This window comes from Aliiroseovarius sp. S1339 (assembly GCF_023195695.1).
In the GTDB taxonomy this organism is placed as follows: Bacteria; Pseudomonadota; Alphaproteobacteria; order Rhodobacterales; family Rhodobacteraceae; genus Aliiroseovarius.
In genome coordinates this window covers 227,224-254,153 of record NZ_JALPQG010000005.1, presented here as the reverse complement: position 1 = coordinate 254,153, position 26,930 = coordinate 227,224, and the positions used below count along the sequence as shown (strand labels likewise).

General features: G+C 58.2%; 25 protein-coding genes and 1 pseudogene. 17 read left to right on the top strand and 9 right to left on the bottom strand.

The features are described from left to right. Window positions 1–52: 52 nt before the first annotated feature. Together MUY35_RS09680 and MUY35_RS09675 are read right to left on the bottom strand one after the other, a co-directional pair. The gene (locus MUY35_RS09680; RefSeq protein WP_248366939.1) at window positions 53–481 is read right to left on the bottom strand and encodes an ATP-binding protein; all 429 of its coding nucleotides are present in this window, start codon (window positions 479–481) and stop codon (window positions 53–55) included. A gap of 67 nt (window positions 482–548) precedes the next feature. After that, window positions 549–896 (bottom strand): STAS domain-containing protein, encoded by a 348-nt coding sequence (locus MUY35_RS09675; RefSeq protein ID WP_248366936.1) that lies wholly within the window; start codon window positions 894–896, stop codon window positions 549–551. Between the two features lie 101 nt (window positions 897–997). Here MUY35_RS09675 and MUY35_RS09670 point away from each other — a divergent pair, with 101 nt between their 5' ends. The 12 genes and pseudogenes from MUY35_RS09670 to MUY35_RS09615 all read left to right on the top strand — a co-directional run bounded on the left by MUY35_RS09670 (window position 998) and on the right by MUY35_RS09615 (window position 13,794). Beyond that, a complete protein-coding gene (locus MUY35_RS09670; RefSeq protein ID WP_248366933.1) occupies window positions 998–2,176 on the top strand; it encodes an acetyl-CoA C-acyltransferase in 1,179 nt (392 codons plus the stop codon). Window positions 2,177–2,235: 59 nt separating this feature from the next. Further along, window positions 2,236–2,691, top strand: coding sequence for a GAF domain-containing protein (locus tag MUY35_RS09665; RefSeq protein ID WP_248366930.1), 456 nt, complete (start codon window positions 2,236–2,238; stop codon window positions 2,689–2,691). Window positions 2,692–2,795: 104 nt separating this feature from the next. Then, on the top strand, window positions 2,796–3,368 hold the full coding sequence (locus MUY35_RS09660; protein WP_248366928.1) for an XRE family transcriptional regulator: 573 nt from the start codon (window positions 2,796–2,798) through the stop codon (window positions 3,366–3,368). 10 nt (window positions 3,369–3,378) lie between these two features. Continuing rightward, window positions 3,379–3,753, top strand: a complete 375-nt coding sequence (locus MUY35_RS09655) for a GFA family protein (protein WP_248366925.1) — start codon at window positions 3,379–3,381, stop codon at window positions 3,751–3,753. 25 nt (window positions 3,754–3,778) lie between these two features. Beyond that, on the top strand, window positions 3,779–6,229 hold the full coding sequence (locus MUY35_RS09650; RefSeq protein ID WP_248366922.1) for an FAD-dependent oxidoreductase: 2,451 nt from the start codon (window positions 3,779–3,781) through the stop codon (window positions 6,227–6,229). Beyond that, the gene (locus MUY35_RS09645; protein WP_248366919.1) at window positions 6,229–7,188 is read left to right on the top strand and encodes a helix-turn-helix domain-containing protein; all 960 of its coding nucleotides are present in this window, start codon (window positions 6,229–6,231) and stop codon (window positions 7,186–7,188) included. Before MUY35_RS09650 ends, MUY35_RS09645 begins: the two co-directional genes overlap by 1 nt. A 39-nt stretch (window positions 7,189–7,227) precedes the next feature. Beyond that, window positions 7,228–9,723: pseudogene (locus MUY35_RS09640) on the top strand (FAD-dependent oxidoreductase); the annotation flags it as partial. Next, complete coding sequence (locus tag MUY35_RS09635) at window positions 9,720–10,271, top strand: GNAT family N-acetyltransferase (RefSeq protein WP_248366913.1); 552 nt, start codon at window positions 9,720–9,722, stop codon at window positions 10,269–10,271. The pseudogene MUY35_RS09640 and the gene MUY35_RS09635, both read left to right, overlap by 4 nt. A 90-nt stretch (window positions 10,272–10,361) precedes the next feature. After that, window positions 10,362–11,258: an EamA family transporter RarD gene (gene rarD, locus MUY35_RS09630; RefSeq protein ID WP_248366910.1), complete on the top strand. Its 897-nt coding sequence runs from the start codon at window positions 10,362–10,364 to the stop codon at window positions 11,256–11,258. A gap of 38 nt (window positions 11,259–11,296) precedes the next feature. Further along, complete coding sequence (locus tag MUY35_RS09625; protein WP_248366907.1) at window positions 11,297–11,944, top strand: RluA family pseudouridine synthase; 648 nt, start codon at window positions 11,297–11,299, stop codon at window positions 11,942–11,944. A gap of 81 nt (window positions 11,945–12,025) precedes the next feature. Then, the gene (locus tag MUY35_RS09620) at window positions 12,026–13,147 is read left to right on the top strand and encodes a beta-ketoacyl-ACP synthase III (RefSeq protein WP_248366904.1); all 1,122 of its coding nucleotides are present in this window, start codon (window positions 12,026–12,028) and stop codon (window positions 13,145–13,147) included. A 119-nt stretch (window positions 13,148–13,266) separates the two neighbouring features. Further along, on the top strand, window positions 13,267–13,794 hold the full coding sequence (locus MUY35_RS09615; protein ID WP_248366889.1) for a DUF3833 domain-containing protein: 528 nt from the start codon (window positions 13,267–13,269) through the stop codon (window positions 13,792–13,794). 64 nt (window positions 13,795–13,858) lie between these two features. Here the strand turns inward: MUY35_RS09615 and MUY35_RS09610 are convergent, their stop codons facing one another. Then, window positions 13,859–15,298: an aldehyde dehydrogenase family protein gene (locus MUY35_RS09610; RefSeq protein WP_248366885.1), complete on the bottom strand. Its 1,440-nt coding sequence runs from the start codon at window positions 15,296–15,298 to the stop codon at window positions 13,859–13,861. Window positions 15,299–15,488: 190 nt separating this feature from the next. On the opposite strand from MUY35_RS09610, the gene MUY35_RS09605 reads away from it, so the two are divergent. Continuing rightward, the gene (locus tag MUY35_RS09605) at window positions 15,489–16,142 is read left to right on the top strand and encodes a peroxiredoxin (protein WP_248366882.1); all 654 of its coding nucleotides are present in this window, start codon (window positions 15,489–15,491) and stop codon (window positions 16,140–16,142) included. A 78-nt stretch (window positions 16,143–16,220) separates the two neighbouring features. Here MUY35_RS09605 and MUY35_RS09600 read toward each other — a convergent pair whose 3' ends face one another. The 3 genes from MUY35_RS09600 to MUY35_RS09590 all read right to left on the bottom strand — a co-directional run bounded on the left by MUY35_RS09600 (window position 16,221) and on the right by MUY35_RS09590 (window position 19,093). After that, on the bottom strand, window positions 16,221–16,415 hold the full coding sequence (locus tag MUY35_RS09600; RefSeq protein WP_248366879.1) for a DUF2783 domain-containing protein: 195 nt from the start codon (window positions 16,413–16,415) through the stop codon (window positions 16,221–16,223). 5 nt (window positions 16,416–16,420) lie between these two features. Beyond that, window positions 16,421–18,031, bottom strand: a complete 1,611-nt coding sequence (locus MUY35_RS09595) for an FAD-dependent oxidoreductase (RefSeq protein ID WP_248366865.1) — start codon at window positions 18,029–18,031, stop codon at window positions 16,421–16,423. Window positions 18,032–18,142: 111 nt separating this feature from the next. Further along, a complete protein-coding gene (locus tag MUY35_RS09590) occupies window positions 18,143–19,093 on the bottom strand; it encodes an MBL fold metallo-hydrolase (protein ID WP_248366862.1) in 951 nt (316 codons plus the stop codon). Window positions 19,094–19,145: 52 nt separating this feature from the next. Between MUY35_RS09590 and MUY35_RS09585 the strand changes: the two genes are divergently transcribed. Beyond that, window positions 19,146–19,712, top strand: a complete 567-nt coding sequence (locus MUY35_RS09585; RefSeq protein ID WP_248366860.1) for a DUF2585 family protein — start codon at window positions 19,146–19,148, stop codon at window positions 19,710–19,712. Between the two features lie 15 nt (window positions 19,713–19,727). Here MUY35_RS09585 and fahA read toward each other — a convergent pair whose 3' ends face one another. The 3 genes from fahA to hmgA are packed head-to-tail and all read right to left on the bottom strand — an operon-like array spanning window position 19,728 to window position 22,985. Beyond that, entirely contained in the window at window positions 19,728–20,987 is a 1,260-nt protein-coding gene (fahA, locus tag MUY35_RS09580; RefSeq protein ID WP_248366858.1) for a fumarylacetoacetase, read from the bottom strand. A gap of 7 nt (window positions 20,988–20,994) precedes the next feature. Then, complete coding sequence (maiA, locus tag MUY35_RS09575) at window positions 20,995–21,633, bottom strand: maleylacetoacetate isomerase (RefSeq protein ID WP_248366856.1); 639 nt, start codon at window positions 21,631–21,633, stop codon at window positions 20,995–20,997. Beyond that, window positions 21,633–22,985: a homogentisate 1,2-dioxygenase gene (hmgA, locus tag MUY35_RS09570; RefSeq protein WP_248366853.1), complete on the bottom strand. Its 1,353-nt coding sequence runs from the start codon at window positions 22,983–22,985 to the stop codon at window positions 21,633–21,635. Before hmgA ends, maiA begins: the two co-directional genes overlap by 1 nt. A gap of 192 nt (window positions 22,986–23,177) precedes the next feature. Here hmgA and MUY35_RS09565 point away from each other — a divergent pair, with 192 nt between their 5' ends. The 3 genes from MUY35_RS09565 (at window position 23,178) to flgK (ending at window position 26,921) form a co-directional block, all read left to right on the top strand. After that, a complete protein-coding gene (locus MUY35_RS09565) occupies window positions 23,178–23,993 on the top strand; it encodes a flagellar motor protein MotB (RefSeq protein ID WP_248366850.1) in 816 nt (271 codons plus the stop codon). Between the two features lie 122 nt (window positions 23,994–24,115). Further along, window positions 24,116–25,435, top strand: coding sequence for a flagellar hook-basal body complex protein (locus tag MUY35_RS09560; protein WP_248366847.1), 1,320 nt, complete (start codon window positions 24,116–24,118; stop codon window positions 25,433–25,435). A 28-nt stretch (window positions 25,436–25,463) separates the two neighbouring features. Continuing rightward, entirely contained in the window at window positions 25,464–26,921 is a 1,458-nt protein-coding gene (flgK, locus tag MUY35_RS09555) for a flagellar hook-associated protein FlgK (RefSeq protein ID WP_248366844.1), read from the top strand. The last annotated feature ends 9 nt before the right edge of the window (window positions 26,922–26,930 follow it).

Genomic DNA, 26,930 nt, shown 5'->3' with positions numbered 1-26,930 from the left:
ATGAGGCGGCTTTTGCCAACGCGCCACAAGAAATCGGGAACAGGCACCGCTGTCAGCTAACTCGCGTGTCCGCCAGGGCAATTGTGAAATCCAACCGATTTCGGATGTCACTGCGAACATAATTCAGATCTTGCGTCAGTTCTTTAATCAGAAACCAGCCAAACCCACCTTCTGGCAGGTCGTCGACCGGGCCGGCAAGGCTGTGAGACGGGGTTTCGGGCAGGCCATCATCAGGCAGCGGAACGCCATCATCCAGAACCGTGAAGTGCAGACGGTCTGCCCCGCGTTTGACCCGCAATTCGATCACACCGGATGTGTGGTGCGCGTAAGCGTGTTCCACCACATTGTTCAACACCTCAGCCAATACAATTTCGATCACGCCCCTTTCGTCTATGGTCAGGTTCAGATTGGTCAATCCTGACATAGATGCCTTCAACGCACCGCGCACGGCCACCGGATCGGCGGGAAAAACAAGCTTCATCTCGTTTTTCTGCGGCGTTAGAGCCGATTGATGAAGATCTTTCGCATGGCCCATAAAGCAAAGCGCCTCAGCCGGCATTCGCAAGACCGCCACCCAAAGCGGTGTCGACATTCGCGTGAATGGTGAAAACTGTATCCATGCGGGTCAGTTTGAAAACCTTCTGAACGGTGCTGGACAGGTTCGCCAGTTCGAAGGATTTGTCGGGCCCGACTTGCTTCATCGCGGCGACGATGGCCCCCAGCCCGCTGGAATCAATGAAGTCGACCTGCGCCATGTCGACCAAGATGCGATCTGGGCCACCTTCGGTCAGTTCGCGCATGCGATCTTTGAAGCTGATGGCGATGGCGGCGTCGATTCTGTTTTCGCTAACAGTGATCACACGCGCCTTTGCCGTGTCGATATGAGTAAGTTCCAACTGTCTTCTCCTTCACGCGATTGGTAGAACTACAGTCTAGACGGCGATCGTTACCATTCGGTAAGCGTGATCAGGAATTTGCAATTGGGACGGAGAAGACGATGAAGAACGTAGTTATCGCAGGTGCCGCGCGCACGCCGATGGCAGGCTTTCAGGGGGCGTTTTCGGGGGTTGCGGCCTCGGCATTGGGTGGTGCGGCCATCAAGGCTGCGCTTGCGGACGCCGGCGCCAAGTCTGGTGACATCGAAGAGCTTCTGATGGGCTGCGTTCTTCCCGCAGGTCAGGGTCAGGCCCCGGCGCGTCAGGCAGGGTTTTCCGCTGGATTAGGCAATGAAGTTCCCGCGACCACGCTGAATAAGATGTGCGGGTCAGGGATGAAAACCACCATGATCGCGTATGACCAAGTCGCGCTGGGCGGCACCGATATTATGGTCGCGGGCGGTATGGAAAGCATGACTGAATCCCCTTATATCCTACCAAAAATGCGCAGCGGCGCACGTATTGGGCATGGCGCGGTCGTCGACCACATGTTCCTTGATGGGCTTGAGGATGCCTATGACAAGGGGCGCCTGATGGGCACATTTGCCGAGGATTGCGCAGAAAGCTTCCAGTTCACCCGCGAAGCGCAGGATGAATATGCGCTGAAATCGCTGTCAAACGCGCTGGACGCGCAGAAATCCGGTGCGTTTGAGGGTGAAATCGCGCCCGTAACCATCCAGACCCGCAAGGGCGAGGTTTTGGTGTCCGAGGATGAACAACCCGGCAATGCACGGCCTGAAAAGATCCCGACGCTGAAACCGGCCTTCCGCAAGAATGGCACCGTGACGCCGGCCAACAGCTCGTCGATTTCAGATGGCGCTGCGGCTCTGGTTGTCGCGTCTGAGGAGGCTGCCAAGGCGCAAGGCCTGAAAATTCGCGCGCGCATTCTGGGTCACGCCAGCCACGCGCAGGAACCCAACCTGTTCCCCACCGCGCCCGTTCCTGCCGCCAAAAAGCTTTTGGCGAAGCTTGGCTGGTCGACGGACGACGTAGATCTGTGGGAGGTGAACGAGGCCTTCGCCGTCGTGCCGATGGCCTTCATGCACGAAATGGGTCTGACCCGTGACAAAGTGAACGTAAACGGTGGCGCCTGTGCGCTGGGCCACCCAATCGGCGCCTCGGGCGCGCGGATCATCGTGACGCTTTTGAACGCGCTTGAAAAACGCGGGCTGAAACGGGGCGTTGCGGCGATCTGCATTGGCGGCGGAGAAGGCACAGCCATCGCGATTGAACGCGTATAAGCTCGACCGTATACAAAAGGGGCGCGGATCATCCGCGCTCCTAGGTTTTCGGAGCCCCCATGCCACGCGTCGAGTACAAAGAACTTGCACAGACCATCGCATCCCTGACCGAAGGGGAGCGTGACGAGGTTGCCTTGATGGCGACTGTGACATGCGAAGTGCATCACGCAGATGATCGGTTCGACTGGACGGGGTTTTACCGCGTAACAGAGCCTGATTTGTTGAAAATCGGTCCCTATCAGGGTGGGCACGGATGCCTGCAAATCCCGTTCTCACGCGGGGTCTGCGGCGCGGCGGCGCGCACGGGGCAGGGGCAATTGGTGCCGGATGTGAACGCGTTTCCCGGCCATATCGCCTGTGCGTCCTCGACCCAGTCCGAGTTGGTATTGCCGGTCTGGAACGGGGCGGGCGACCTGATTGCGGTCTTTGATATCGACAGCAATCAACCCAATGCGTTTACTCAAGACGATGCAAATCAATTGGCCGCTATCCTGAGCGACACCTTCACGCGCTAAGTGGCATTGAGAATTTCCACTTGCCTCGAATCATCTCTTCGCCCCATCGTGAAAAAAGACGTGAAATTTTCACGTGGGGTTTCAAGCCGTGAGGAATGTTCAGGATGCTGCACAGTGATCCCGCCTCAAACAGAAGCCTCGGCGCGGATATTCGCGCGCTGCGCAAGTCGCGCGGGTTGACGCTGACCGAGTTGGCCGCTGCGCTTGGCCGCTCGGTCGGGTGGCTTAGTCAGGTTGAGCGTGACAAATCCGACCCATCGATTTCGGACTTGCGGGTTATTGCCAAGGCGCTGGGCGTGCCGATGTCGCTGTTATTTACGCATACTTCTGCCTTGGCTGATGAGCAGGGATATGTCGTGCGTGCGGGAGCGCGCCGCCCGATGGGGTCTGGCGACGAGGGGCTGATTGAAGAACTGCTTTCGCCGGACCTGACGGATGATTTTGAAGTGATTCATTCCACGTTCAAGCCGCGTTCGAAAATGCAGACACCGGCGCTGCGCCCAACGCAAGAGCTTGGCTATATGGTGGCCGGAAAACTCGATCTGACAATCGGTGGCCGTCGCTTCACAGTCGCGCGTGGCGATAGTTTTCGCATTCGCAACGAGCTGCACGAATGGGCCAACCCCTATGACGAACCTGCCGTCGCCGTGTGGGTCATCGCCCCACCGGTTTATTAAGGAGATCGCCATGCTGAAAGGAAGCTGCCTCTGCGGCAATATCCAATTCGAAACGTCCGCGAAGCCGAAGGGCAATTCGATGTGCCACTGCGGTCAGTGCCGCAAACAATCCGGCGGCATCTGGTCGTCTGCCTATGTGCCGGAACGCGACCTGACAATCACAGGCGACGTGACCTGGTATGCCGCCAGCCCCACGGCCAAGCGCGGCTTCTGCGCTTCCTGCGGGTCGTTTCTGTTCTGGAAAGCCCATGACGATGACACGATCAGTTTCTCGTTGGGTGCCATCGACGGCCCGACCGGTCTGACACTGGAAAAGCACATCTATGTTGCCGACAAAGGCGACTATTACGACATCACAGACGGCCTGCCGCAAAGCGCGCAGTGACACCCTAAATGGACGGAGCCCAAAAATGTCTGATTTTCCCACCAAAGCCCGCGTCGTCATCATCGGCGGCGGTGTCGTCGGCGCCTCGTCGCTGTATCACCTTGCCAAGAAGGGTTGGACTGACTGCGTTCTGCTGGAAAAGAACGAGCTGACGGCGGGGTCTACATGGCACGCGGCGGGCAATGTTCCGACCTTCTCAACCTCATGGGCGATTATGAACATGCAGCGCTATTCGACCGAGCTTTATGCGCGGTTGGGCGACGAGGTGGATTATCCGATGAACTACCACGTCACCGGGTCGATCCGTTTGGCGCATACGAAGGAACGGATGCAGGAGTTTCAGCGTGCAGCCTCGATGGGTCGTTATCAAGGAATGGATATCGAGATCCTGACCCCGGATGAAACCAAGGCGCGGTATCCGTTTCTCGAAACGCATGATCTTGTGGGTGCGCTGTATGATCCGCATGACGGTGACATAGACCCGGCGCAGTTGACGCAGGCTCTGGCAAAAGGCGCGCGCGATATGGGCGCCAAGATTGTGCGGTTCTGTCCGGCAAATGGCGTCACCCAGCACGTTGACGGCACGTGGACCGTCCACACCGAAAAGGGCGACATTGCTTGCGATTATGTGGTGAACGCCGCTGGCTATTATGCCCAACGTGTGGGCGAGTGGTTCAAGCCCTTCGGCGGGCGCACCGTGCCGATGATGGTGATGAGCCACCAATACCTGTTGTCTGAGGAAATCCCTGAAATAGAGACGTATACAAAGGAAACTGGGAAGAAGCTGCCTTTGCTGCGGGATGTGGATGTGTCGTACTATCTGAGGCAGGAAAAGCACGGCTTCAACCTTGGCCCCTATGAGCCTAACTGCCGCGCTCATTGGGCAACTGACGACGACCCGATGCCCGACGATTTCAGCTTCCAGCTTTGGAACGATGATCTGGACCGGATCGAGGATATTGTCACGGATGCGATGGAACGTGTCCCTGCGCTGGGCACAGCAGGCGTGTCGCGCGTGATCAACGGCCCGATCCCCTATGCGCCCGATGGGTTGCCCCTGATCGGCCCGATGCCCGGTGTGAAAAACGCGTTTGAGGCGTGCGTATTTACTTTCGGCATTGCCCAAGGCGGTGGGGCAGGCAAGGTGCTGGCGGAATGGATCGTCGACGGGGCGACCGAATGGGATATGTGGGCGTGTGATCCGCGCCGTTACACTGACTACACCGATCACGACTATTGCGTGCAGAAAGGGATGGAGGTTTATGGCAACGAATATGCCATGCATTTCCCCCACCACGAATGGCCCGCCGCACGTGACAAAAAGCTGTCACCCATCCATGATAAAGTGATCGCCGCTGGTGGCGTAATGGGTGTCTATAACGGCTGGGAACGCGCGAATTGGTACGCCAAGCCCGGTGACGATACCTCGCTTGAGGCAACGCATACATGGGGTCGCACAGGTCCGTGGGAGCAACGTATCCGCGAAGAATGCGAGGCCGTACGTGACGGTGTGGGCGTGCTGGACCTGCCGGGGTTTTCCCGCTTCAACCTGTCGGGCGATGGCGCAGCGGAATGGCTGCGCGGCATGTGCACCGGGGGTTTGCCAAAAATTGGCCGGATGAACCTTCTCTATTTCGCCGATACCCGCGGGCGCATCCTGACCGAGATGTCGTGTATGCGCCACGCCGACGACTTCTTTACCCTGATCACCGCCGCCACGGCGCAATGGCATGACTTCGAAGTGCTGGCCCGCGCGTTGCCAGCGGGACTTAGCCTGACGGACCATACAAGAGACTATTCCACCCTGATTGTCACTGGACCCAAGGCCCGTGATCTGTTCGAAGGTCTGGGAACCCAGGCCGATCTGACCGCGCCTTGGCTGTCGCATCAGCCCGCGAGCGTGGCTGGGGTCGACTGCGCCCTCGCGCGGGTCAGCTTTGCCGGGGAACTGGGTTGGGAAATCCACGCCGAGAACGCCAATATCCCCGCACTTTACGATGCAGTGATCGGGGCGGGTGCCAAGCCCTTCGGCATGTATGCGCTGGACAGTCTGCGGCTTGAGAAAGGGTATCGCGCGTGGAAAGGCGACCTGTCCACCGACTACACCATGTTCGAAGGGGGGCTGGATCGTTTCGTGCGTCTGGACAAGCCGCAAGACTTCCCGGGCAAAGCGGCGCTGCGGGCCGAAGCCAAAACCGGCCCAAAGAAGCGCTTTGTCACGATGATCGTCGACGCGGGGGATACCGACGCGCCCTATATGTCGTGCATTTGGCATGACGGTCAGATTGTCGGCGAAACCACGTCTGGCGGCTGGGGCTATCGCGTGGGTGCCTCAATCGCGCTGGGTATGGTGCGCGCTGATCTTGCAACCCCCGGCACCGAGCTTCAGGTCGAGATCTACGGCGAACGACGTCCAGCAATCGTGCAGCCCGACCAACCGCTGTGGGATCCGAACAACGAACGGCTGCGTGTGTAATGAACGCAATGCCGCCCCCACCGATCCTTGTCGATATTCTGGTCGCGGACGGCTTCGTACTGACCGAATTCACCGCCGTCGTCGAGCTGCTGCGCACCGCCAATCGTGTGTCCGCACGGGAAGCGTTTCGATGGCACTGGCTGTCGCGTCGCGGCGGCCCAGTCACCTGTCGCGCCGCGATCACCATCGACACGGAACCGACAGACGCCAAGCCATCTGCGAACTACGTGTTCGTGTTGGGCAATTCGAACCCTGACGCGCCCGACCTGTCCCTGGGCAAAGAGATCAGAGCCTATCAATGGTCCGGCGCACGGGTGTTTTTGCTGTCAGAAGCCGCCAGCCGCTATATCGCCGAGACGGGCGAGCAATTGATGAGCCATACGACCCACTGGGAAAATCGCGCGCTTCTGAACGAACGTGGCACGCCGGGCACCGGGTCATATGCGCTGGCTGCTGATGACGGAAAGATCACCACCAGCGCCGGAATGGGCGCGACCTATGACCTTGTGTTGGGAATGCTAAGCGGTCACATCAGCGCGGCCTCGGTCGCAACGGTTGCGGATATTTTCCTGCACGAAACGATCCGCACATCCTCGACCCTTCAGCCATTCGGTGGGAAAGAGCTCACGCGCACCGGCAATCGGTCGCTCGACCAATGCGTCGAACTGATGCAGGCAAATTTGGAAGACCCGCTGCGGATTTCCGAGCTTGTGGGATACCTCAACATCTCAGAGCGTTCGCTGGAACGCCAGTTCCGCGCACATTTTGGCACGACGCCGAATACCTATTATCGCGAGTTGCGGTTGAACCACGCCAATACCCTACTTCTCAAAACCTCGATGAGTGTTCGCGATGTCGGGCTGGCTTGTGGATTTCCCAATGGGTTTTCGACTCTATTCCGGCGGCATTTTGGTGTGACACCGATGGCGCTTAGGCGAACGCGGGTCCGATGTGGATGAGATAATTCCGACAAAAATGGCGGAAAAAGAAGATTTCGATCCTCACAATCGTGCAACCGTCAAGCTAAACCCAACAGGAGTGTTGCTATGAGTCCTCCCACCCATGCCCGTGTTGTCATCATCGGAGGCGGCGTGATCGGTTGCTCCGTTGCCTATCACCTTGCCAAACTCGGCTGGAAAGATGTCATTTTGCTGGAACGCAAGCAACTGACCTCTGGCACCACGTGGCATGCGGCCGGATTGATCGGACAACTTCGGACGTCATCGAACATGACCAAGCTCGCCAAATACTCGGCGGATTTGTATCTGGGGTTGGAGGCAGAAACAGGCGTTGCAACCGGGATGCGGCAGTGCGGGTCGGTGTCGGTGGCCCTGACCGACGAGCGGCGCGAGGAACTATACCGCAGCGCCGCCATGGCGCGTGCCTTTGGTGTCGCGTGCGAGGAACTATCGCCTGCCGAGGTGAAAGAGCGTTACGAGCACATCAATCTTGAGGGCGTGACAGGTGGCATCTGGCTGCCCACCGATGGGCAAGCGGACCCGGCCAACATCGCTTTGGCGATGGCCAAGGGTGCGCGGCAAAATGGTGCGGTGATCAAGGAGCGCACGAACGTCACCCACATCGCGCGTGATGGCCGCAAGGTCACCGGCGTTGACTGGGTATCGGATGATGGGGCGGAACAGGGTCACATTGCGTGCGATATGATCGTCAATTGCGCGGGCATGTGGGGCCGTGAGGTCGGCAAGATGGCGGGCGTGAACGTGCCGCTGCACGCCTGCGAGCATTTCTATATTGTCACCGAAGGCATCAAAGGGCTGACCCAAATGCCGGTGCTTCGGGTGCCGGACGAATGTGCCTATTACAAGGAAGATGCGGGGAAGATCCTACTGGGCGCGTTTGAACCTAACGCCAAGCCATGGGCGATGGAGGGCATTCCCGACACGTTCGAATTTGACCAGCTGCCCGAAGACTTCGACCATTTCGAGCCGATCTTGGAAGCCGCCTGCAACCGGATGCCGATGTTGGCCGAGGCTGGTATTCACACCTTCTTCAACGGCCCGGAAAGCTTCACGCCGGATGATGCCTATCACCTGGGTCTTGCGCCCGAGATGGACAATGTTTGGGTCGCTGCGGGCTTTAACTCGATCGGCATTCAGTCGGCGGGCGGTGCCGGGATGGCGCTGGCGCAGTGGATGGAAGACGGGCAAAAACCCTTCGATCTGGGCGATGTGGATATCAGCCGAATGCACCCGTTTCAGGTAAATAGACACTATCTTTATGAGCGGTCGAAAGAGACGCTGGGCCTGCTATATGCCGACCACTTTCCATACCGCCAGAAAGCCACCGCGCGCGGTGTGCGGCGCACCCCGTTTCATCAGCACCTGCTGGATCAGGGCGCCGTCATGGGTGAAACCGCAGGGTGGGAACGCGCCAACTGGTTCGCCCGCGAAGGGCAGACGCGTGAATACGAATACACATGGGGTCGCGCAAACTGGTTTGACAATGCCGCCGAAGAACACCGCGCTGTGCGCGAGAATGTCGGTATGTATGACATGTCGTCCTTCGGCAAAATCCGCGTCGAAGGCCCGGATGCTGAGGTGTTTCTGAACAAGGTTTGCGGGGCAGACATGTCGGTGCCCGTCGGCAAGATCGTCTACACCCAGTTCCTGAATGCACACGCCGGGATCGAGGCTGACGTGACCGTCACCCGCCTGTCGGAAACCGCCTATCTGGTCGTCACGCCTTCGGGAACGCGACTGGCAGACGAGACCTGGATGCGCCGCCATGTCGGTGATGCCCGCGTTGTGATCACCGATGTGACCGCAGGCGAAGGTGTGCTGGCCGTTATGGGGCCAAACGCCCGCACTTTGCTGCAACGTGTCAGCACGGGCGATTTCAGCAACGCTGTTAATCCTTTCGGCACCGCGCAAGAGGTCGAACTGGGCATGGGTCTGGCCCGCGCCCACCGCGTGTCTTACGTGGGTGAACTGGGGTGGGAGCTTTATGTCTCATCCGAGATGGCGAGCCATGCGTTTGAGACCCTGTTTGAAGCCGGACAAGACATGGGGTTGAAGCTGTGCGGGATGCACATGATGGACAACTGCCGGATCGAAAAGGGCTTTCGCCACTTTGGCCATGACATCACCTGCGAAGACCACGTGTTGGAGGCTGGGTTGGGATTTGCCGTGAAGGTCGAAAAGCCCGACTTCATCGGCCGCGACGCCGTGTTGGCCAAGAAGAAAAGCGGGCTTGAGATGCGCATGGTGCAGTTCAAGCTGACCGATCCCGAGCCGCTTCTCTATCACAAGGAACCCGTCATCCGTGATGGCGAGATCGTGGGATACCTGAGTTCTGGCGCTTATGGCCACCACTTGGGCGGCGCGATCGGTATGGGATATGTGCCGTGTCAGGGTGAAACAGTGTCTGATATTCTGGCCTCCACCTACGAGATCGACGTGGCCGGCACGCGGGTGAAAGCCGAAGCGTCGTTGAAGCCGATGTATGACCCGAAATCGGAACGGGTGCGTGAATGAGCTTTGGCGACCAACCTTGTTTGGAAGGAAGGACAATCGCGCTGCGCGGCTTGCATGCATCGGACCGCACCGGGCTGTTTCGCGCAGCATGTGACCCGGAAACCTGGGCTGGCCACCCCGCGCGGGATCGGTTCAATTCTGACGTGTTCGACCCTTATTTCGACTTCCTTCTGAACGCAGGCGGTACGTGTGTTGTCATGGATTTGACAAGCAACGATCTGATCGGATGTTCGCGCTACTATGTTGGCCCAGATGCGCCCGACGATATCGCGATCGGGTTCACGTTCCTGAACCACAGTTTCTGGGGCGGAGCGGTGAATTTTGAGCTTAAAACCCTGATGCTGGATCACGCCTTTTCGACCTTTGACCGGGTCTGGTTTCACATCGACCCGACAAATATTCGCTCGCAAAAAGCCACCGCAAAGCTTGGGGCAGTTTTGATGGCGAAAAGGGAGCTCGAACTAACCGGAGCCGGGAAAAAGGCGACATGGCTTTGTTACGCTCTTGACCGGGACGCCTGGACGCGCGTGAAAGCTGCCAAGCGATGAACCATCACGTTTCGTTATGAAACAGCGCACGGAAATCCCGCTATCGCTTCCCGCCCCAACTGCCCTACAAACAGGGGAAAGGAGCGCGCGATGACGACGAAGCCAGAAAATGTGGATACCCCGCAGGGGTTGGGGCTGGCCATTTCGGCCTATTTCCTGTGGGGGTTCTTGCCGCTCTATATGAAAGCCGTGGCACATATGCCTGCAATCGAGGTGGTCGCGCACCGGGTTATCTGGTCTGTTCCGGTCGCGGGGGTCATCCTGATCGCCACAGGTCGTACCCGCGCCTTGCGCGAGGCGATCGCAAATCCGCGGATGCTCATGTTAGCGGTTTTGACTGCGGGTCTGATCTCGGTAAACTGGGGTATCTATGTCTGGGCGATTGCGCATGAACAGGCCCTAGAGGCCGCGTTAGGCTATTATATCAACCCGTTGTTCTCGATCTTACTTGGCACGGTTTTGCTGGGCGAACGGATGAACCGCGCGCAGATGGTTGCCGTGGCACTGGCCTTTATCGCTGTCGTGATCCTGACCCTTGATGCGGGCAGGCTGCCGGTGGTGGCGATTGGCCTCACGCTGACATGGGGGTTTTATGCGCTGTGCAAGAAATCCCTGCCCATCGGCCCCAATCAGGGCTTCTTGCTCGAGGTGCTAATCCTGCTGATCCCCGCGCTTGGGTGCATGGTGTGGCTGACCGCGCAGGGGCAAAGCCATTTTCTGCTGACCGGTCTGGACACGGCACTGTTGCTGGGCTGCGGCGTGGTGACGGCAGTTCCCCTGATGCTCTATGCCAATGGCGCTAAGCTATTGCGGCTGTCGACCATCGCGATCCTGCAATACATCGCGCCGACAATGATCTTTCTGGTCGCGGTGTTCGTGTTTGACGAGCCCTTTGAGGGCGCAAAGCAGATCGCCTTTCCGCTGATCTGGCTGGCGCTGGTGATCTATACCACGTCGATGCTGCGCGGAATGCGTCGTCGCCGCTGAGCCTTGCCCGCACGCGGCCCACAGGCTATCTGGCGCGCATGTCAGATGAATACGCCCCGCCTAATGACCCCTTGGTGATCATCCACCAAGACCACGAACTGTTGCTGGTCAACAAACCTGCGGGGCTGTTGTCGGTGCCGGGCAAGGGTGAACATCTGGCCGATTGCCTGATCGCCCGCATTCAGGCGGTGTTTGCTGACGCATTGCTGGTGCACCGACTGGACCGTGACACGTCAGGCATCATGGTGTTTGCCATGACCCCTCATGCCCAGCGCCATCTAGGCCTTCAGTTCGAGAAGCGGCAGATCAAGAAAGCCTATGTGGCCCGCGTCTGGGGCCGTGTGGCCGAACGCGAAGGCACCGTGGACCTACCGTTGATCGTTGATTGGCCCAACCGCCCCAAGCAACACGTGGATTTCGAGAATGGCAAGCAAGCCATCACTGACTGGAAAGTCCTGAAATACGAAGACACCGCGACCCGCGTTCGCCTGTTTCCCCAAACCGGGCGCAGCCACCAATTGCGGGTGCATATGAAGGAAATCGGCCATCCTATTTTGGGCGATCCGTTCTATGCCGACGGCCCTGCCCGTGCCGCCCCGCGCCTTATGCTGCACGCCGAAAGCCTTCGCCTGCGTCACCCGGACGGCGGAAAAGGGCTGACCTTCAAGGCCAAGTGCTCATTCTAAAAGGGGTATGACCAAGGTTCAGTTCCCCTTGCCGCTCCGCCCGCTTCCTGCTTGACTGCAATGACCATCAAGGAGACGCACATGTTCCAGCCCGTAATCTCTGGTACCGGGGTGTTCACACCCGAACAGACCATCACCAACGCCGAACTTGTCAAAGCGTTCAACGCCTTTGCCGACAAAGAAAACGCCAGAAATGCGGATGCAATTGCGGCGGGCGAGGTAAAGCCGGTGGGGTATTCCAGTGAAGAGTTCATCGTGTCTGCGTCCGGTATTCATCAGCGCTATGTGATGGACAAAACCGGCGTGTTGGACCCTGATATCATGCATCCTACCTTGCGCGAGCGCTCGGATGACGAGCCCAGCATCATGACCGAAATGGGCGTGGATGCGTGCAAGAAAGCGCTTGCCAAAGCGGGGCGGGACGCCAGCGAAGTGGATTTGGTTATTTGTGCCGCCTCGAACCTTGAACGGGCTTATCCGGCGGTTGCGATTGAAATTCAGCAGGCCTTGGGTGCGGGTGGTTTTGCGTTTGATATGAATGTGGCCTGTTCCTCGGCCACGTTCGGCATTCAGGCCGCGGCGGATATGATCCGGTCGGGGTCTGTGAAGCGTGCACTGGTGGTGAACCCCGAAATCTGCTCTGCCCATCTGGAATGGCGCGACCGCGACTGCCATTTTATCTTCGGTGACGTTGCCACGGCAACGCTTCTGGAACGCAAGGAAGATGCCAAAGGCGACCATTTCGACATTCTGTCAACACGCTGCCTGACGCAGTTTTCCAACAACATCCGCAACAACAACGGTTTCCTGCGCCGCACCCGTGAAGGTGCGATGGAAGACCGGCGCGATATGCAATTCATGCAGAACGGCCGCAAGGTGTTCAAAGAGGTGCTGCCGATTGTCTCTAAACACATCCTTGAGCACATCGGGGATATTGGCGTGATGCAAGGCGACCTGAAGCGCCTTTGGCTGCATCAGGCCAACAAGTCGATGAATGATTTTTTGGGTAAAAAGGTCTTGGGCAGAACCCCGGAAGAGGGTGAGCAGCCAAACATTCTGCAAGATTATGCAAATACATCATCGGCAGGGTCGATCATCGCGTTTTCCAAGCATTCCGACGATTTGAAGCCGGGCGACACCGGCGTTATCTGCTCGTTTGGGGCGGGATATTCAGTTGGCTCTGTGGTGGTGCGACGCGCCTAACCCATAAACATCCAGACGGCACAATGTGATCCGAACCCACTATTGTCGCGTATCTATAGCAACAGACTCGTTTTTGAGCGGGTCTAATGTGACGTGACACAAAACGAAGGTGGGAACCCATGAAATTGAAACTAACGGCTCTCGCCTGCGCTTTTCTGATCGGCTGCGGTGGTGCGCCTGATCTGGACGACCCCAAGCTGAGTTCTCGTAACCTGAACCTTGAAGAGTTCTTCGAAGGTAAAACAGTCGCGCGTGGACAATTTCAGGACTTGTTTGGCAATGTACAGCGACGGTTCGACGTCAATATTCAAGGCACATGGGATGGCCAGACCCTGAAATTGGTCGAAGATTTCACCTATGCCGATGGCAGCACCGAACAGCGGATTTGGACGCTGAAAAAGACCGGGGACGACACGTGGATCGGATCGGCCCCCGGCGTGATTGGCGAAGCCAAAGGCGAAGAGCGCGGCGATACCTTCAACTGGGCCTATCGCATTGACCTGCCCGGACGGGACGGCAAGGTTATGCGCGTGGACTTCGACGACTGGATGTGGCTGTTGTCCGATGATCGCGTTCTGAACCGTGCTTATGTGAAAAAATACGGCATCACGATCGGAGAGGCGATCATTGTGTTCGAAAAACTGTGACGACGCCGTAGAATGGAAAAAGGCCCGCATTTGCGGGCCTTTTCGCGGTTTGGGGTCTTGCGGATCAGTCGTTCGACCAGCCCGAGACCGCCTTGACCTCAAGGAAATCTTCGATCCCAAGGACACCACCTTCGCGACCATTGCCGGACTGCTTGTAGCCGCCGAAGGGTGATCCTGCCGCGCGCGACGTCCCGTTCATTTCGACCATGCCCGCCCGCATCTGACGGGCCACACGGTTGGCGCGCGCGCCGTCTTGGGTTTGCACATAATTGGTCAGGCCATAGACGGTATCATTGGCGATCTCGACCGCTTCTTCTTCCGTGTCGAATGGGATCATGGCCATGACAGGGCCAAAGATTTCCTCGCGTGCGATGGTCATCTGGTTATTCACGTCCGCGAAGATTGTCGGTTTGACGAAATAGCCTTTGTTCAAGCCATCAGGCCGTCCCGTTCCGCCGGCAATCAGGCGCGCGCCTTCGTCTATCCCGACCTGAATCAAGTCTTGAATCTTGTTCCATTGAAGCTCACTGACCACCGGGCCGATGTGACGGCCTGACTGGCTGGCGGGGCCAACTTGTACCTTTTCGGCGGCTTCACTGGCTGCTTCGATCGCCTGCTCATAAACGCCGCGTTGCACCAGCATCCGCGACGGCGCGTTGCAGCTTTGCCCGGTGTTCTGCATCATATGCATTACGCCACGCTTCACAGCTTTTTCGTCGGCATCATCAAAAACGATATTGGCACCCTTGCCGCCCAGCTCAAGGCTGACGCGTTTCAAGGTGTCGGCGGCGGCCTTCGAAATGGCGATGCCCGCACGGGTCGACCCGGTGAAGCTGACCATATCGACGTCGGGGTGGGTGGACAGTTGCGTGCCGACGCCCATACCGTCGCCGTTCACCATGTTGTAGACACCGTCCGGGAAGCCGACCTCGTCAACAATCTCGCTCCAGACGATCGATGATAACGGGGCGATTTCGGATGGTTTCAGTACCATTGTGCAGCCCGCAGCCATCGCGGCCACAACCTTCAGCGACACCTGGTTCATCGGCCAGTTCCAGGGCGTGATCAGCGCGCAGACCCCGATGGGTTCATACAGCAGCCGGTCATTCGGCGCATGAGCACCCAACATCTTGTCGAATTCGAAATCCTTGAACGCCGTGATGAAGTTCTGGATGTGGAACGTGCCCGACCCCACCTGCGACGTGCGGGCCAGATCAATAGGCGCGCCCATCTCGATGCTCATCGCTTCGGCCAGATCGTCCGAGCGTTTCTGATAGACCGCCAATAGCTTCTCGATCAGGGCCAGCCGGTCTTCCTTTTTCGAGAAACCCCAGTCGGCAAAGGCGGCCTTCGCAGCAGCGACGGCGGCGTCAGTGTCCGCCTGATCACCCAGCGAAATGACCGCGCAAACCTCTTCGGTCGACGGGTCGATGACGTTCAAGTCTTTGGCCGCCGCCGGGGCGACCCATTGACCATTAATATAGAAATCGCGCTTCTCGATCATTCCAGTCTCCTTGGTCGGATTTGGGTGCACTCTGGCATTGCGATTTGTCCGACGCAACCCACGGAAACAAAATTTGATCAAATTTTTAGGTGCGACGATTTGGTTGCGTTTGAACCCAGTCAGGGTCTTTAAATGCGCATAAGAGATCGTAACTTAAGATCAACCGAAATGCTTGGACAGGAGAGACCAAATGGGACTTCGCATTAACGACATCGTGCCAAATTTCACAGCCGAAACAGATCAGGGTAAAATCACCTTCCACGACTGGATCGGGGATAGCTGGGCGATTCTTTTCTCGCACCCCAAAGATTACACGCCTGTCTGCACGACAGAGTTCGGCGCGGTTGCGCAGCTTGCCGACGAATGGGCCAAGCGCGGCACCAAGGTGATCGGGCTGTCCGTCGATAGCGCGGAGGAACATGTCAGCTGGAAAAAAGACATCGAGGGCTATTCGGGCGCCAAAGCGGGCTTCCCGATTATTGCCGACGAAGACCTTGCCGTGTCGAAAGCCTTCGACATGCTGCCCGCCGAAGCTTACCTGCCCGACGGTCGCACGGCCGCTGATTCCGCCTCGGTGCGGTCGGTGTTCATCATCTCGCCGGATAAGAAGGTTCAGTTGATCATGACATACCCAATGTCCGTCGGCCGGAACTTCGCCGAGGTTCTGCGCGCCCTTGATGGCCTGCAAGCCACTTATGGCACACCGATTGCCACCCCTGCGAACTGGATCAAAGGCGAAGACGTGATTGTCGCCCTGACGCTTTCGGACGACGAAGCGAAAGCAAAATTTGGCGACGTGGATATCAAGCTGCCCTACCTGCGGACCACTGCAGACCCAAGCTAAATCCAAGCTGGTTTACCAATGGAAAAGCCCGCAACTTCGGTTGCGGGCTTTGTCTTTTCTGCGAACTGTCCACCACGGCTATCCGGCGTCTTGCGCAGCCTTTATCGCCTGAGACAACACGGCTCGATCACCGATATGGTTGGCCAGAATCAAGACTAGGCGCGCATTCAGAGCATCGCTTTCTTCTTTCGACAAGTTTTCATGCGCCGCCAGAAGCTCGGCATAGAAATCGTCGGCACGATTGATGTTCGGCGTCAGGATAAGGTCGGTCATCGGCGTTACTCCTTGCCAGTTGCACGGCGGATGGCCGCGCGGAACAAGTTTTCGTCAAAGCTGGGGCGGCGTGCGGCCACATGCTGATCTGGCCTGATCAGATAGACGGCACTTGGCGCATCGCCCAGATACCGCTCTTGCAGCGCTCCCGTCTTGTCATCTTTTACGGACAACGCCAACCGCGTGACCTCGACCCCTGCTTCTTCGATCACGTCTGGCGCCTCTGCGTCAATGGTCAGAAGAGTGAACTTGTTGCCCAGCTTGGGCAGCAGGAATTCGTCGCCTAACGGCGCATCAGGGCAAGACGATCCTGGGCGGGTCTTTATCGGCCCATCCAGAGCGTCGGCTGAGTTCAGCGGCGATCCGTCGTAGGTGCAGGGCACGGACAAGCGGCCCGAATTCACAAGCGGCCGGGCAAATTCATACTTTTCGGATAGGTCCAGAACCGCATCGCGCAAAAGGCGGCTGGTCGTGGATTTGGGTGTGATGAAATCAGTCGAGCGCGTCGAATTCAGGATGTTTTCATCGGCGCCGTGAATACGTTCCACGTCATAGCTGTCAAGCAGCGCTTCATCGGCCGTGCCATCAATGACCAACTTCAGCTTCCAGCCCAAGTTGTCAGTGTCTTGCAGGCCCGAGTTCGCACCGCGTGCGCCAAAAGGTGACACTTGGTGGGCTGCGTCGCCCGCAAACAAAACGCGACCGTGGCGGAATTTCTCCATCCGGCGACACTGGAACGTGTAGATTGAGACCCATTCAAGCTCAAACTCCACATCGTCGCCAAGCATCGCCTTAAGGCGCGGGATCACATTCTCGGGCTTCTTCTCTTCTTCCTTGTCGATGTCCCAGCCAAGTTGCAGGTCAATGCGCCACACGCCATCGGGTTGCTTGTGCAACAGGGCAGATTGGCCGCGGTTGAAGGGCGGATCGAACCAGAACCAGCGTTCGGTCGGGAAATCAGCGTCCATGATCACGTCGGCAATCAGGAAGTTGTCTTCGAACACACGCCCCACGAAATCCAGCCCCAGCATTTGACGCGTCGGTGATCCAGCGCCGTCACAAGCGATCAGCCAATCGGCCTCGATGTTATAGGGGCCGTCAGGGGTGTCGATTTCCAGCGTCGCGTGATCTGGATGCGTGCCAATGGCTGTCACTTTGTTGCCGCCGCGGATTTCGATCGGCGCGCCTTCGGCTTCCAACTCGCGCACGCGGTTCACCAGATATTCTTCGAAGTAATATTGCTGAAGATTGATGAAGGCCGGGCGCTGGTGGCCTTCTTCGGGCAGCAGGTTGAAAGTATAGACCTCGCGTTCATCAAAGAAGACTTTACCAACGTCCCATTTGACGCCTTTGTCGACCATCGGTTGACCGCACCCCAGACGATCAAGAATCTCAAGCGGCCGTTTGGCAAAGCAGATCGCCCGAGATCCGCTGCTGACCTTGTCGTTGTCGTCAACGATGACGACCTTGACCCCCTGCTGCGCCAGATCAATCCCCATGGCCAGCCCGATAGGACCGGCCCCGATGATCACGACCGGGTGGCGCACGGGCACCGATGCATCCTGATCGGAGCTGTGTTGATAGGGATACAGCGGGACTTCAAAAATCTTGTTCATAGGTTTTCCTCCGGCGGGCGGCGTGCTTGTGCCAATTGTAGCGCATTTCGTTGCCAAAACAACGAAGCTGGACGGGATGCGCTGATATGCGCGTCAACGCACCCCTTGCGCTTAGCCCTGCAGCGCGTCCCACATTTCCAGATCGCGCTGGGCGGTCCAGATGCGGGGGGTGTCAACGCCGCGCGCTTCGTCATAGGCACGGGCCACGTTGAATGGCAGGCAATGTTCATAGATCGCATAATCGGCGAACTTGGGGTCACATTCGGCGCGGCAGGCATCCCATGCTTCCTTGAGCGAGCCTCCGCGTGCCGCGACCTTGGCCACCGGGCGATAGGTGCTCTCCACGAAATCGCGGGTGTTCTCGATGGCGGCATTTACCATCTCTTTGCCGACCAACGCGTCGCCACGTCCCGGCGCAATCGCGTCCACGTCGAAAGCAGCGATACTGTCCAGTGTATCGCCCCAGTCGCTGAAATGCCCGTCACCGCAATAACAGGCCGAGTGGTATTCGACGATGTCCCCTGTGAACATCACGTTCTGGTCCGGCACATGGATCACGATATCACCCGCCGTGTGCGCACGCCCCAGATGCATCAGATCAACGCGGCGATTTCCAAGATAGACGGTCATGTCATCGGAAAAGGTGGTGGTTGGATAGGTCAGGCCGGGGATGCTTTCGTGCCCCTCAAACAAGCGCGGGAAGCGTTGGAATTCGCTGTCCCAGTCTTCCTGCCCGCGCTCAACGACCATCGCGCGGGCGGCGTCGCCCATAATGATCTGATCCGCGCCATAAGCGGACGCGCCCAACACGCGCACCGCGTGATAATGGGTCAGGACAACATGGCTGATTGGTTTGTCGGTGACCGTGCGCACGCATTCGATGACCTTGTTGGCCAGCCGGGGCGTCGCCTGAGCTTCCACAATCATCACGCTTTCATCGCCAATGATGACGCCGGAATTCGGGTCACCCTCGGCGGTGAAAGCGTAAAGCCCTTCGCCGATCTCATCAAAGGTGATTTTCTTTTCCGTCATGTCGCCTTGCGACGCGAATGCCTTTGCCATGGTCCGGTTTTCCTTTCTGGACAGGGGTGGGGGATCGTGATTCCCTCACCTCATGTTTGATCGTCGATATCTGCCCTATTGGGCCGTTGCTTTTGTCACCATCGCTACGCTTGTTACGCTGCTGGCGATGGGTCGGAATATCTCATGCCCCTGCGGTTACACATTGCTTTGGTATGCAGGTGATGATAGCGGGCAAGGGTCGCAGCATTTGATGGACTGGTATACACCAAGCCATCTGATCCACGGTTTCCTGTTCTACGGCGCAACCTTCCTGCTGATGCGCCGTTTTGCCCTTGGTTGGCGGCTTCTGGTCGCCACCATCGTTGAAGGCGCGTGGGAGGTGGCCGAGAACACCGAGGCCGTCATCAATCGCTACCGCGAATTTACCGTATCCGGTGAATACTGGGGCGATAGCGTGGTAAATTCCGCCGTCGATCTTGGTGCCATGTTCTTGGGCTTCTGGCTGGCGTTGCGCCTGCCAATCTGGGCGAGCATCTTGATCGTCGTGGGCTTCGAGGTGCTGACAACCTTTCTGATCCGCGACGGGTTGGCGTTGAACATCATCATGCTGCTGGTGCCATCCGAGGCGATCCTCGAATGGCAGTCTGCAGGGGGATGATGCCCAAACACGCATTTACTTGGGCCACTTCACGGCGGGCAGGATTTTCCCAACACAATCGCCGAACCCGATCTGAAACCCGTCACCCTTGGCAGCCCCGCGCAGGGTCAGCGTGTCGCCATCTTCGATGAAGGTGCGCGTCTCGCCGGTGTCCAGCGTGAAGGGCTCGCGACCTGCCCAGCTCATCTCCATCAGTGAACCATATTCCGTCTTGGTCGGGCCAGAGATCGTGCCAGACCCCAAAAGGTCACCCACATTCATGCCGCAACCCCCGATGGCGTGGTGACACAGTTGCTCGGCGGCCGAATAATACATGCGGGTGTAGTTGGTTTCTCCCACAACGCTGGCTTTGTTCGCGCCGTCGGGCTGCATCAGCACTTGCAGCGAGATGTCATAGAGCCCGTCTTTGGAACCATCGAGGTATGGCAGCAACTCCTTCTCCCGCTTGGGTGTTGGCGCGCGGAACTCTTCCAGCGCGGCTGCGGTCACAATCCACGGGCTGATCGAGGTGCCGAACGCCTTGCCCTGGAACGGACCAAGCGGCTGGTATTCCCAACCCTGAATGTCGCGGGCCGACCAGTCGTTCAGAAGCACGTAGCCGAAGATCATATCGTCAGCCTCGTCCACTGTGATCGGCTGGCCGAACGCAGACGGCTTGCCGACAATGGCCCCCATCTCAAGTTCAATGTCCAGACGCATCGAGGGGCCGAAGCTCGGCATCTCGGCATCTGGCGCTTTGCGTTGGCCGTTCGGGCGGTTGATCGGCGTGCCGGAGATCACAACCGAAGATGCGCGCCCATTATACCCAATCGGGATGTGCAGCCAGTTGGCGGGCAGATCGGGTGACCCGCGCAGGATCGCGCCCATATTGGCCGCGTGCTGACGACCGGCATAGAAGTCGGTGTATTCAGAGACGAGGAACGGCATATGCAGGTCCACGTCGGCCTGCTTGACCAACAGCGGTTCGACCGCCGCGCGCTCGGTCGAGCCTTCGCGCAGCAGTTGTCCCATACGGGTGCGTAGGGCAGCCCATGCATCCGATCCCTGCTCCATCAACTCGTTCCAGAACGGGACGTCGAAGACGGGGTTGTCGCTAATTTCGATCAGGCCAGCCTCTTCTGCTGCGGCCACATCAAAGATCATATCCCCGATAGCGACGCCACAGCGCGGCTCATCATCCCCGACCGAGAAGACACCATAGGGCAGGTTGTTCAGCGGAAAGGGTGTGTCGGCGGAGTTCGCGCTTTCCACCCAGGATTTTTTCAGTTTGCTCATGTGATCCTCACTCGGCGTCCGGCTGTGCCTCGGGTCGTGCATCGGCGAAGGCGGGTAGGGCCAGACAGGTTTCTTCAATCTCGGTCAGACGCGGATAGGGGGTCAGGTCCACCCCCCAGCGCCGCGCATTGTAGTATTGCGCGACAAGGCAGATGTCCGCCAGTGTCGGCTTGTCGCCAAAGGAAAAGCGCGTATCTTTGCGCACCATCTGTTCCAGCGCCGCAAAGCCCCTGTCCATCCAATGGCACATCCACGCTTTCTTGTCTTTAGGTCCAGCGCCGAAAGTGTCGCCCAGATGGGCCACGACACGCAAGTTGTTCACCGGGTGAATATCCATCGCGACAACATGAGCGGCAGCAAGCACATGCGCGCGCTCAACCGGGTCAGGCGGAAGCAATGCGGGGTCGGGCTGTAGTGCCTCCAGATAATCGATGATCGCCAAGGACTGCGTTAGAACCGTTCCGTCATACAGCACCAGTGTCGGCACCAGATGGGCGGGGTTCATTTCAACATACGCTGGCGAATGTTGCTGCCCGCCATCCTTCACCAGATGAACGGACTCAAGATCCGCGTTGATCCCTTTCAGGTTCAACGCAATGCGCACGCGGTAAGCCGCGGTGGACCGCCAATAGGTATAAAGCTTCATTATTTCTTACCGGGCGTGCCGTCGAACTTCTTCTCAAGGCTCTCCCAGCAGTCGATGTAGTCGTCCTGCAAAGGTGCCTCGTTCGCGGCGAAGGCAGTCAGGTGTTGGGGGAAGCGGGTTTCGAACATGAAGGACATGGTGTTTTCCAACTTATCAGGTCCAAGGTTCGAATTCGAGGCACCCTCGAACGCATCACGGTCTGGCCCGTGCGGAAGCATCATGTTGTGCAAGCTCACGCCGCCGGGGACAAAGCCCTGCGGCTTTGCGTCATACTGACCATAGATGTTGCCCATCAGCTCGGACATGATGTTCTTGTGATACCATGGGGGGCGGAAGGTGTTTTCCGCCACCATCCAGCGGTCGCGGAACAGAACGAAGTCGATATTCGCCGTGCCGGGTTGACCCGAAGGCGCGGTGAGGACGGTGAAGATCGAGGGGTCCGGGTGATCGAACAAGATCGCGCCGACCGGGCAATAGGTGGTCAGGTCATATTTGTAAGGCGCATAGTTGCCGTGCCATGCGACCACATCCAAGGGCGACTGGCCGATCTCGGTCTTATGGAACTGGCCGCACCATTTGATGGTGATGGTAGAGGGCACTTCGCGGTCTTCAAATGCTGCGACGGGAGCTTTGAAGTCACGCGGATTGGCCATGCAGTTCGCGCCGATGGGGCCACGCCCCGGCATCTCGAACTTCTGGCCGTAGTTTTCGCAAACGAAGCCGCGCGCGGGGCCTTCCAGCAGTTCGACGCGGTAAACAAGGCCACGCGGGATGATGCCGATTTCCTGCGGGGCAAGGTCGATGATCCCAAGCTCGGTATAGAAGCGCAGCTTGCCTTCCTGCGGCACAACCAGAAGCTCGCTGTCTGCCGAGAAGAAATAGTCGTCCACCATGGATTCCGTCACCAGATAGACGTGGCTCGCCATACCTACTTGCGTGTTCACATCACCCGCCGTGGTCATCGTGCGCATACCGGTGATCCAGTTCAGACCCTCGGTGGTGGGCACGGGGTCCCAGCGATATTGACCCAGCGAAATCACGTCCGGGTCCACATGCGGCGCGGATTTCCAATAAGGCACGTCGATCTTCGTGTAGCGTGCGGAATGTTTCACCGATGGGCGAATGCGGTAACACCACGTCCGTTCAGGCGGGTTGGCCGTGAAAGCGGTGCCCGACAATTGCTCGCCATACAAGCCGTATTCGCATTTCTGCGGGCTGTTCATCCCTTGCGGCAGAGCACCGGGCAGCGCCTCGGTTTCGAAATCATTTGCCCAACCGGGCATGTAATGGGTTTCGGTGCCGACCGACGACACCGCGCGCGTCATGTCGCGCCCAGAGCTTTCCTGGTTCATCTGAAGCCTCGTTTCAATGCCCGCGAAGGGCGATCCTGTTTGCGTCGCAATCGTATCGTTGCGATCGAAATGAAGTCAAGGGAAAGGGGCATTTCACAGGTGAAGTATTGAAATGCTGACAATTTGAAAGGTTAAGCCCGTATCAACTTCGCGCCGCTATCACTGGTCCCGGGTGAAAAAAGAGGTGGTGAGATGCGCGCGAATACGAATGCGCCAGTTATCATCAAGAAGGTGAAGAAAGTCAGTGGTGGCGGACACCACGGCGGCGCATGGAAAGTGGCCTATGCCGATTTCGTGACCGCGATGATGGCGTTCTTCCTTCTGATGTGGCTTTTGAATGCAACGACTGAAAAGCAGCGCAAAGGGATTGCGGATTATTTCAGTCCGACCATTCCGATCACCCGCGTTTCCGGCGGCGGTGACGGGTCGTTTGGCGGCGATAGTGTCTTCGTCGAAGAAACCTTGTCGCAGACCGGAAACGGAGGCGTGCCTCGTGATCCCACCATGGTCGACGGCGGCACCGGCGACGACGCTGCGCAAAATGCAGCGCTGGAAGAGTTGGAAGAAATGCTCTTTGCCCGCAGTGGTGAAAGTATGGCCAGCGACGGCGTCGCGCGCCATATTGTGACACGTGTCACAGATGAAGGCTTGCTTGTCGAACTGTTCGACATCGAAAATGCTCCGCTGTTCACGCCGGGCACCAGCACGCCGACCGAGTTGCTGACAGAACTGATAGCCATCGTCGCCCGCGTTTTCGCACTGGTCGAAAATAAAGTCGCGATCGAAGGGCATGTCGCCGCACAACCGGTCGTGGTGGTCGAAAATACATCCTGGTCCTTGTCCGCGGAACGCGCCACCCAAGTGCGCAAGATGTTGGAGGGCAGCTCTTTTCCGCCTGCACGCATCAACCGTGTCACGGGTCACGCAGACCGCGACCCTGTGGTGCAAAATGTTATGGCTGTGCGTAACAATCGCGTGGAATTGATCCTGCTGCGCGACGGGCGCTAGGCTGATCGCGCGGGCCGGGTACGGCGCGAACTGCCGCCAATTTTAGCCGTTAGCTGCCTGTTAAGGTCAGGTCTTTAAGGATGGTCGTCGACATAGAGGTAGATGCAGCAGAAAGGCGCACCATGACGATTTCCTCCTCACTAAGTGCCGGCGTCGCCGGTTTGAACGCGCATGCAACCAAACTGGCCACGATTTCGGACAACATCGCGAACTCTTCGACCTTTGGGTATAAAAGGGCGACGGCCGAATTTCAGAATCTGGTGATTGGCGGCTTGGCCGGTGCGGGCACCTATTCTGCAGGCGGGGTCCGTGCGACCACCCACCGTCTCATTGATGAACACGGGCCGTTGATCTCGACCTCAAATCCGATGGACATCGCCATTGGTGGACGCGGTATGCTGCCTGTGACACAAGAGGTTTACGCCGATTCCAATCCCGGTGAACGTCCCATGATGATGACCACCACCGGGTCGTTTCGCACCGATTCGGAAGGTGTCTTGAAGACTGAAACCGGGCTGGTCCTGCTTGGCTGGCCAGCAGATGCGAACGGCAATGTCGCCACTTTTCCTCGGGACACCGGGGTCGGGCTTGAGCCGATCGTTATCAACGCGAACCAGACGGCGGGCGATCCAACCACAGCGATGAAGCTGGGTGTGAACCTGCCCGCCGTTGAAACCGAAGCCGGCTCGGCCGCGGCGGCAATCCCCCTGTCGGTTGAGTATTTCGGCAATCTGGGCACCTCTGAAACACTTGATTTCTCGTTCACTCCAATTGTACCTGCCACCGGGTCGTCCAACCAATGGACGATGGTCATCAATGACAGTGCTTCAGCCGGCCTTCCGGGCGGCAGTGTCATCGGTGAATACACGCTGACCTTCGACGATTCGCGCGCGGATGGCGGATCGCTCGCGTCGGTCGCGGTGGTGTCCGGCGGCGCATATAATGCAACGAATGGGACACTTGGTTTGACCGTTGCGGGCGGACCGATTGATTTGACGATCGGCAAGATTGGCGACCCAAACGGGTTGACCCAGCTGTCCGACAGCTTTGCCCCGGTTGCGATCACCAAAGACGGCTCGCCAGTCGGCAATCTGACGGCCGTTCAGATTGATGAACACGGCTATATTCAAGCCACCTATGACACCGGTTTCGTGCGCACAATTTATCAGGTGCCACTGGTCGATGTACCAAATCCGAACGGTCTGATCTCAATGTCGAACCAAGCCTATCAGGTATCCCCTGATAGCGGTTCGTTCTTCATGTGGAATGCAGGCGACGGCCCGACTGGCGAAGTGGTTGGCTTTGCGCGGGAAGGGTCGACCACCGATGTGGCGGGTGAACTGACCAGCCTGATACAGACGCAGCGCGCCTATAGCTCCAATGCCAAGGTTATCCAGACAGTGGATGAAATGTTGCAAGAAACCACCAACATCAAGCGTTAACAACGGACAGGAAGCCAAGGTCTGATCCATGAGCATTGCAGGAGCTTTCTCTAACGCCCTTTCGGGGCTCACCGCATCGTCACGCGCGGCCGAGCTGGTCTCGTCCAATGTCGCCAATGCGATGACCGAAGGCTACGGTGCCCGATCGTTAGAGCTGTCGTCCCGAACACTGGGCGGATCCGGGTCAGGTGTGCGCATAGACGGCGTTCGGCGGCAGGTAGATGAGGTTCTGATTGGTGATCGGCGTTTGGCGGATGCCGCCATCGGCTATCACGGTGCACAAGAGCAATTCCTTGAGGGTCTCATGCAGGTGATTGGCACACCTGACCAGCCGGGGTCGTTGTCTGGCCACATGGCCCAGTTCGAGGCTGCGTTGATCGAAGCTGCTGCGCGGCCGGAAAGTGACGCCCGCCTGTCGGCTGTGTTGAACGCAGCCGAAAACCTCACTGGGCACCTAAAGGGCACGTCAGATCATATTCAGAAAGTACGGCTTGATGCGGATCACGCGATTGCACGGCAGGTCGCAGCTTTAAATGCGGGGCTCGAAGATGTTCGATCGATCAACGTCAAAATACAAGAGGCACGGTCGCGGGGCGTTGATCCATCAGGTTTGATGGATTTACGTCAAATGAAAATTGACGAGCTTTCCCCGATTGTGCCGCTGAAACAGCTGCCGCGCGAAAATGGCATGATCGCCCTGATCACAACCGGAGGGACGCTTCTGCTTGACGGCAAGCCGGCCCAACTTGGCTTCACTTCCGTCAACACCGTCGTGCCGGAAATGACGCTTGCTGGCGGCGCTCTGTCGGGACTGACCATCAACGGCCTGCCAGTTGATGTCGGCGGTGGTCGTAGCCTTATCGCCGGCGGATCGCTGGCTGGCCAATTTGAAGTGCGAGACAGCGTAGCTGTGACCGCGCAGCAACGCATTGACGGCTTTGCGCGCGATCTCGTTGAAAGATTCCAAGACCCAGCCCTGGACCCGACCCGCGCGCCGGGTGGTCCAGGCATGTTTACTGATGGCGGCGCGGCTTTCGTTGCAACTGACGAAATCGCCTTGTCGAGCCGACTGGCGATCAACGCCGCTGTGGACCCCGTTCAGGGCGGCGCGCTTTGGCGGTTGCGCGACGGGCTTGGAGCCGCTTCGCAAGGGAACGTCGGGAACGCCTCGTTGCTGAATAAATTGGCAGACGCGCTGGGCGCCGCACGCGTTCCCGTATCGGGCGGTTTTTCCGGAGTGGCGCGCGCATCTGCGGGACTGGCCTCGGACCTACTGTCGCTTGTCAGTTCTGACAAGTTGCAATCCGAAACACGGCTGGGATTTGCCACGGCCCAGCATCAAACCCTGCGCCAGATGGAGCTGTCGAAGGGTGTCGATACAGATGCCGAGATGCAAAAACTTATGCAAATCGAACAGGCCTATGCCGCCAACGCGCGCGTCATTTCGACTGCAGACGAAATGATCCAGACAATCCTCGCCATCTAGGAGATGAAA

Coding starts and splice junctions, on each gene's coding strand:
- MUY35_RS09680 (WP_248366939.1), bottom strand. CDS start 481: ATGAAGCTTGTTTTTCCCGCCGATCCGGTGGCCGTGCGCGGTGCGTTG.
- MUY35_RS09565 (WP_248366850.1), top strand. CDS start 23,178: ATGCGCGCGAATACGAATGCGCCAGTTATCATCAAGAAGGTGAAGAAA.
- MUY35_RS09670 (WP_248366933.1), top strand. CDS start 998: ATGAAGAACGTAGTTATCGCAGGTGCCGCGCGCACGCCGATGGCAGGC.
- maiA (WP_248366856.1), bottom strand. CDS start 21,633: ATGAAGCTTTATACCTATTGGCGGTCCACCGCGGCTTACCGCGTGCGC.
- hmgA (WP_248366853.1), bottom strand. CDS start 22,985: ATGAACCAGGAAAGCTCTGGGCGCGACATGACGCGCGCGGTGTCGTCG.
- MUY35_RS09560 (WP_248366847.1), top strand. CDS start 24,116: ATGACGATTTCCTCCTCACTAAGTGCCGGCGTCGCCGGTTTGAACGCG.
- MUY35_RS09620 (WP_248366904.1), top strand. CDS start 12,026: ATGTTCCAGCCCGTAATCTCTGGTACCGGGGTGTTCACACCCGAACAG.
- MUY35_RS09635 (WP_248366913.1), top strand. CDS start 9,720: ATGAGCTTTGGCGACCAACCTTGTTTGGAAGGAAGGACAATCGCGCTG.
- MUY35_RS09665 (WP_248366930.1), top strand. CDS start 2,236: ATGCCACGCGTCGAGTACAAAGAACTTGCACAGACCATCGCATCCCTG.
- rarD (WP_248366910.1), top strand. CDS start 10,362: ATGACGACGAAGCCAGAAAATGTGGATACCCCGCAGGGGTTGGGGCTG.
- MUY35_RS09625 (WP_248366907.1), top strand. CDS start 11,297: ATGTCAGATGAATACGCCCCGCCTAATGACCCCTTGGTGATCATCCAC.
- MUY35_RS09605 (WP_248366882.1), top strand. CDS start 15,489: ATGGGACTTCGCATTAACGACATCGTGCCAAATTTCACAGCCGAAACA.
- MUY35_RS09610 (WP_248366885.1), bottom strand. CDS start 15,298: ATGATCGAGAAGCGCGATTTCTATATTAATGGTCAATGGGTCGCCCCG.
- MUY35_RS09655 (WP_248366925.1), top strand. CDS start 3,379: ATGCTGAAAGGAAGCTGCCTCTGCGGCAATATCCAATTCGAAACGTCC.
- fahA (WP_248366858.1), bottom strand. CDS start 20,987: ATGAGCAAACTGAAAAAATCCTGGGTGGAAAGCGCGAACTCCGCCGAC.
- MUY35_RS09615 (WP_248366889.1), top strand. CDS start 13,267: ATGAAATTGAAACTAACGGCTCTCGCCTGCGCTTTTCTGATCGGCTGC.
- MUY35_RS09660 (WP_248366928.1), top strand. CDS start 2,796: ATGCTGCACAGTGATCCCGCCTCAAACAGAAGCCTCGGCGCGGATATT.
- MUY35_RS09650 (WP_248366922.1), top strand. CDS start 3,779: ATGTCTGATTTTCCCACCAAAGCCCGCGTCGTCATCATCGGCGGCGGT.
- MUY35_RS09600 (WP_248366879.1), bottom strand. CDS start 16,415: ATGACCGACCTTATCCTGACGCCGAACATCAATCGTGCCGACGATTTC.
- flgK (WP_248366844.1), top strand. CDS start 25,464: ATGAGCATTGCAGGAGCTTTCTCTAACGCCCTTTCGGGGCTCACCGCA.
- MUY35_RS09590 (WP_248366862.1), bottom strand. CDS start 19,093: ATGGCAAAGGCATTCGCGTCGCAAGGCGACATGACGGAAAAGAAAATC.
- MUY35_RS09585 (WP_248366860.1), top strand. CDS start 19,146: ATGTTTGATCGTCGATATCTGCCCTATTGGGCCGTTGCTTTTGTCACC.
- MUY35_RS09645 (WP_248366919.1), top strand. CDS start 6,229: ATGAACGCAATGCCGCCCCCACCGATCCTTGTCGATATTCTGGTCGCG.
- MUY35_RS09595 (WP_248366865.1), bottom strand. CDS start 18,031: ATGAACAAGATTTTTGAAGTCCCGCTGTATCCCTATCAACACAGCTCC.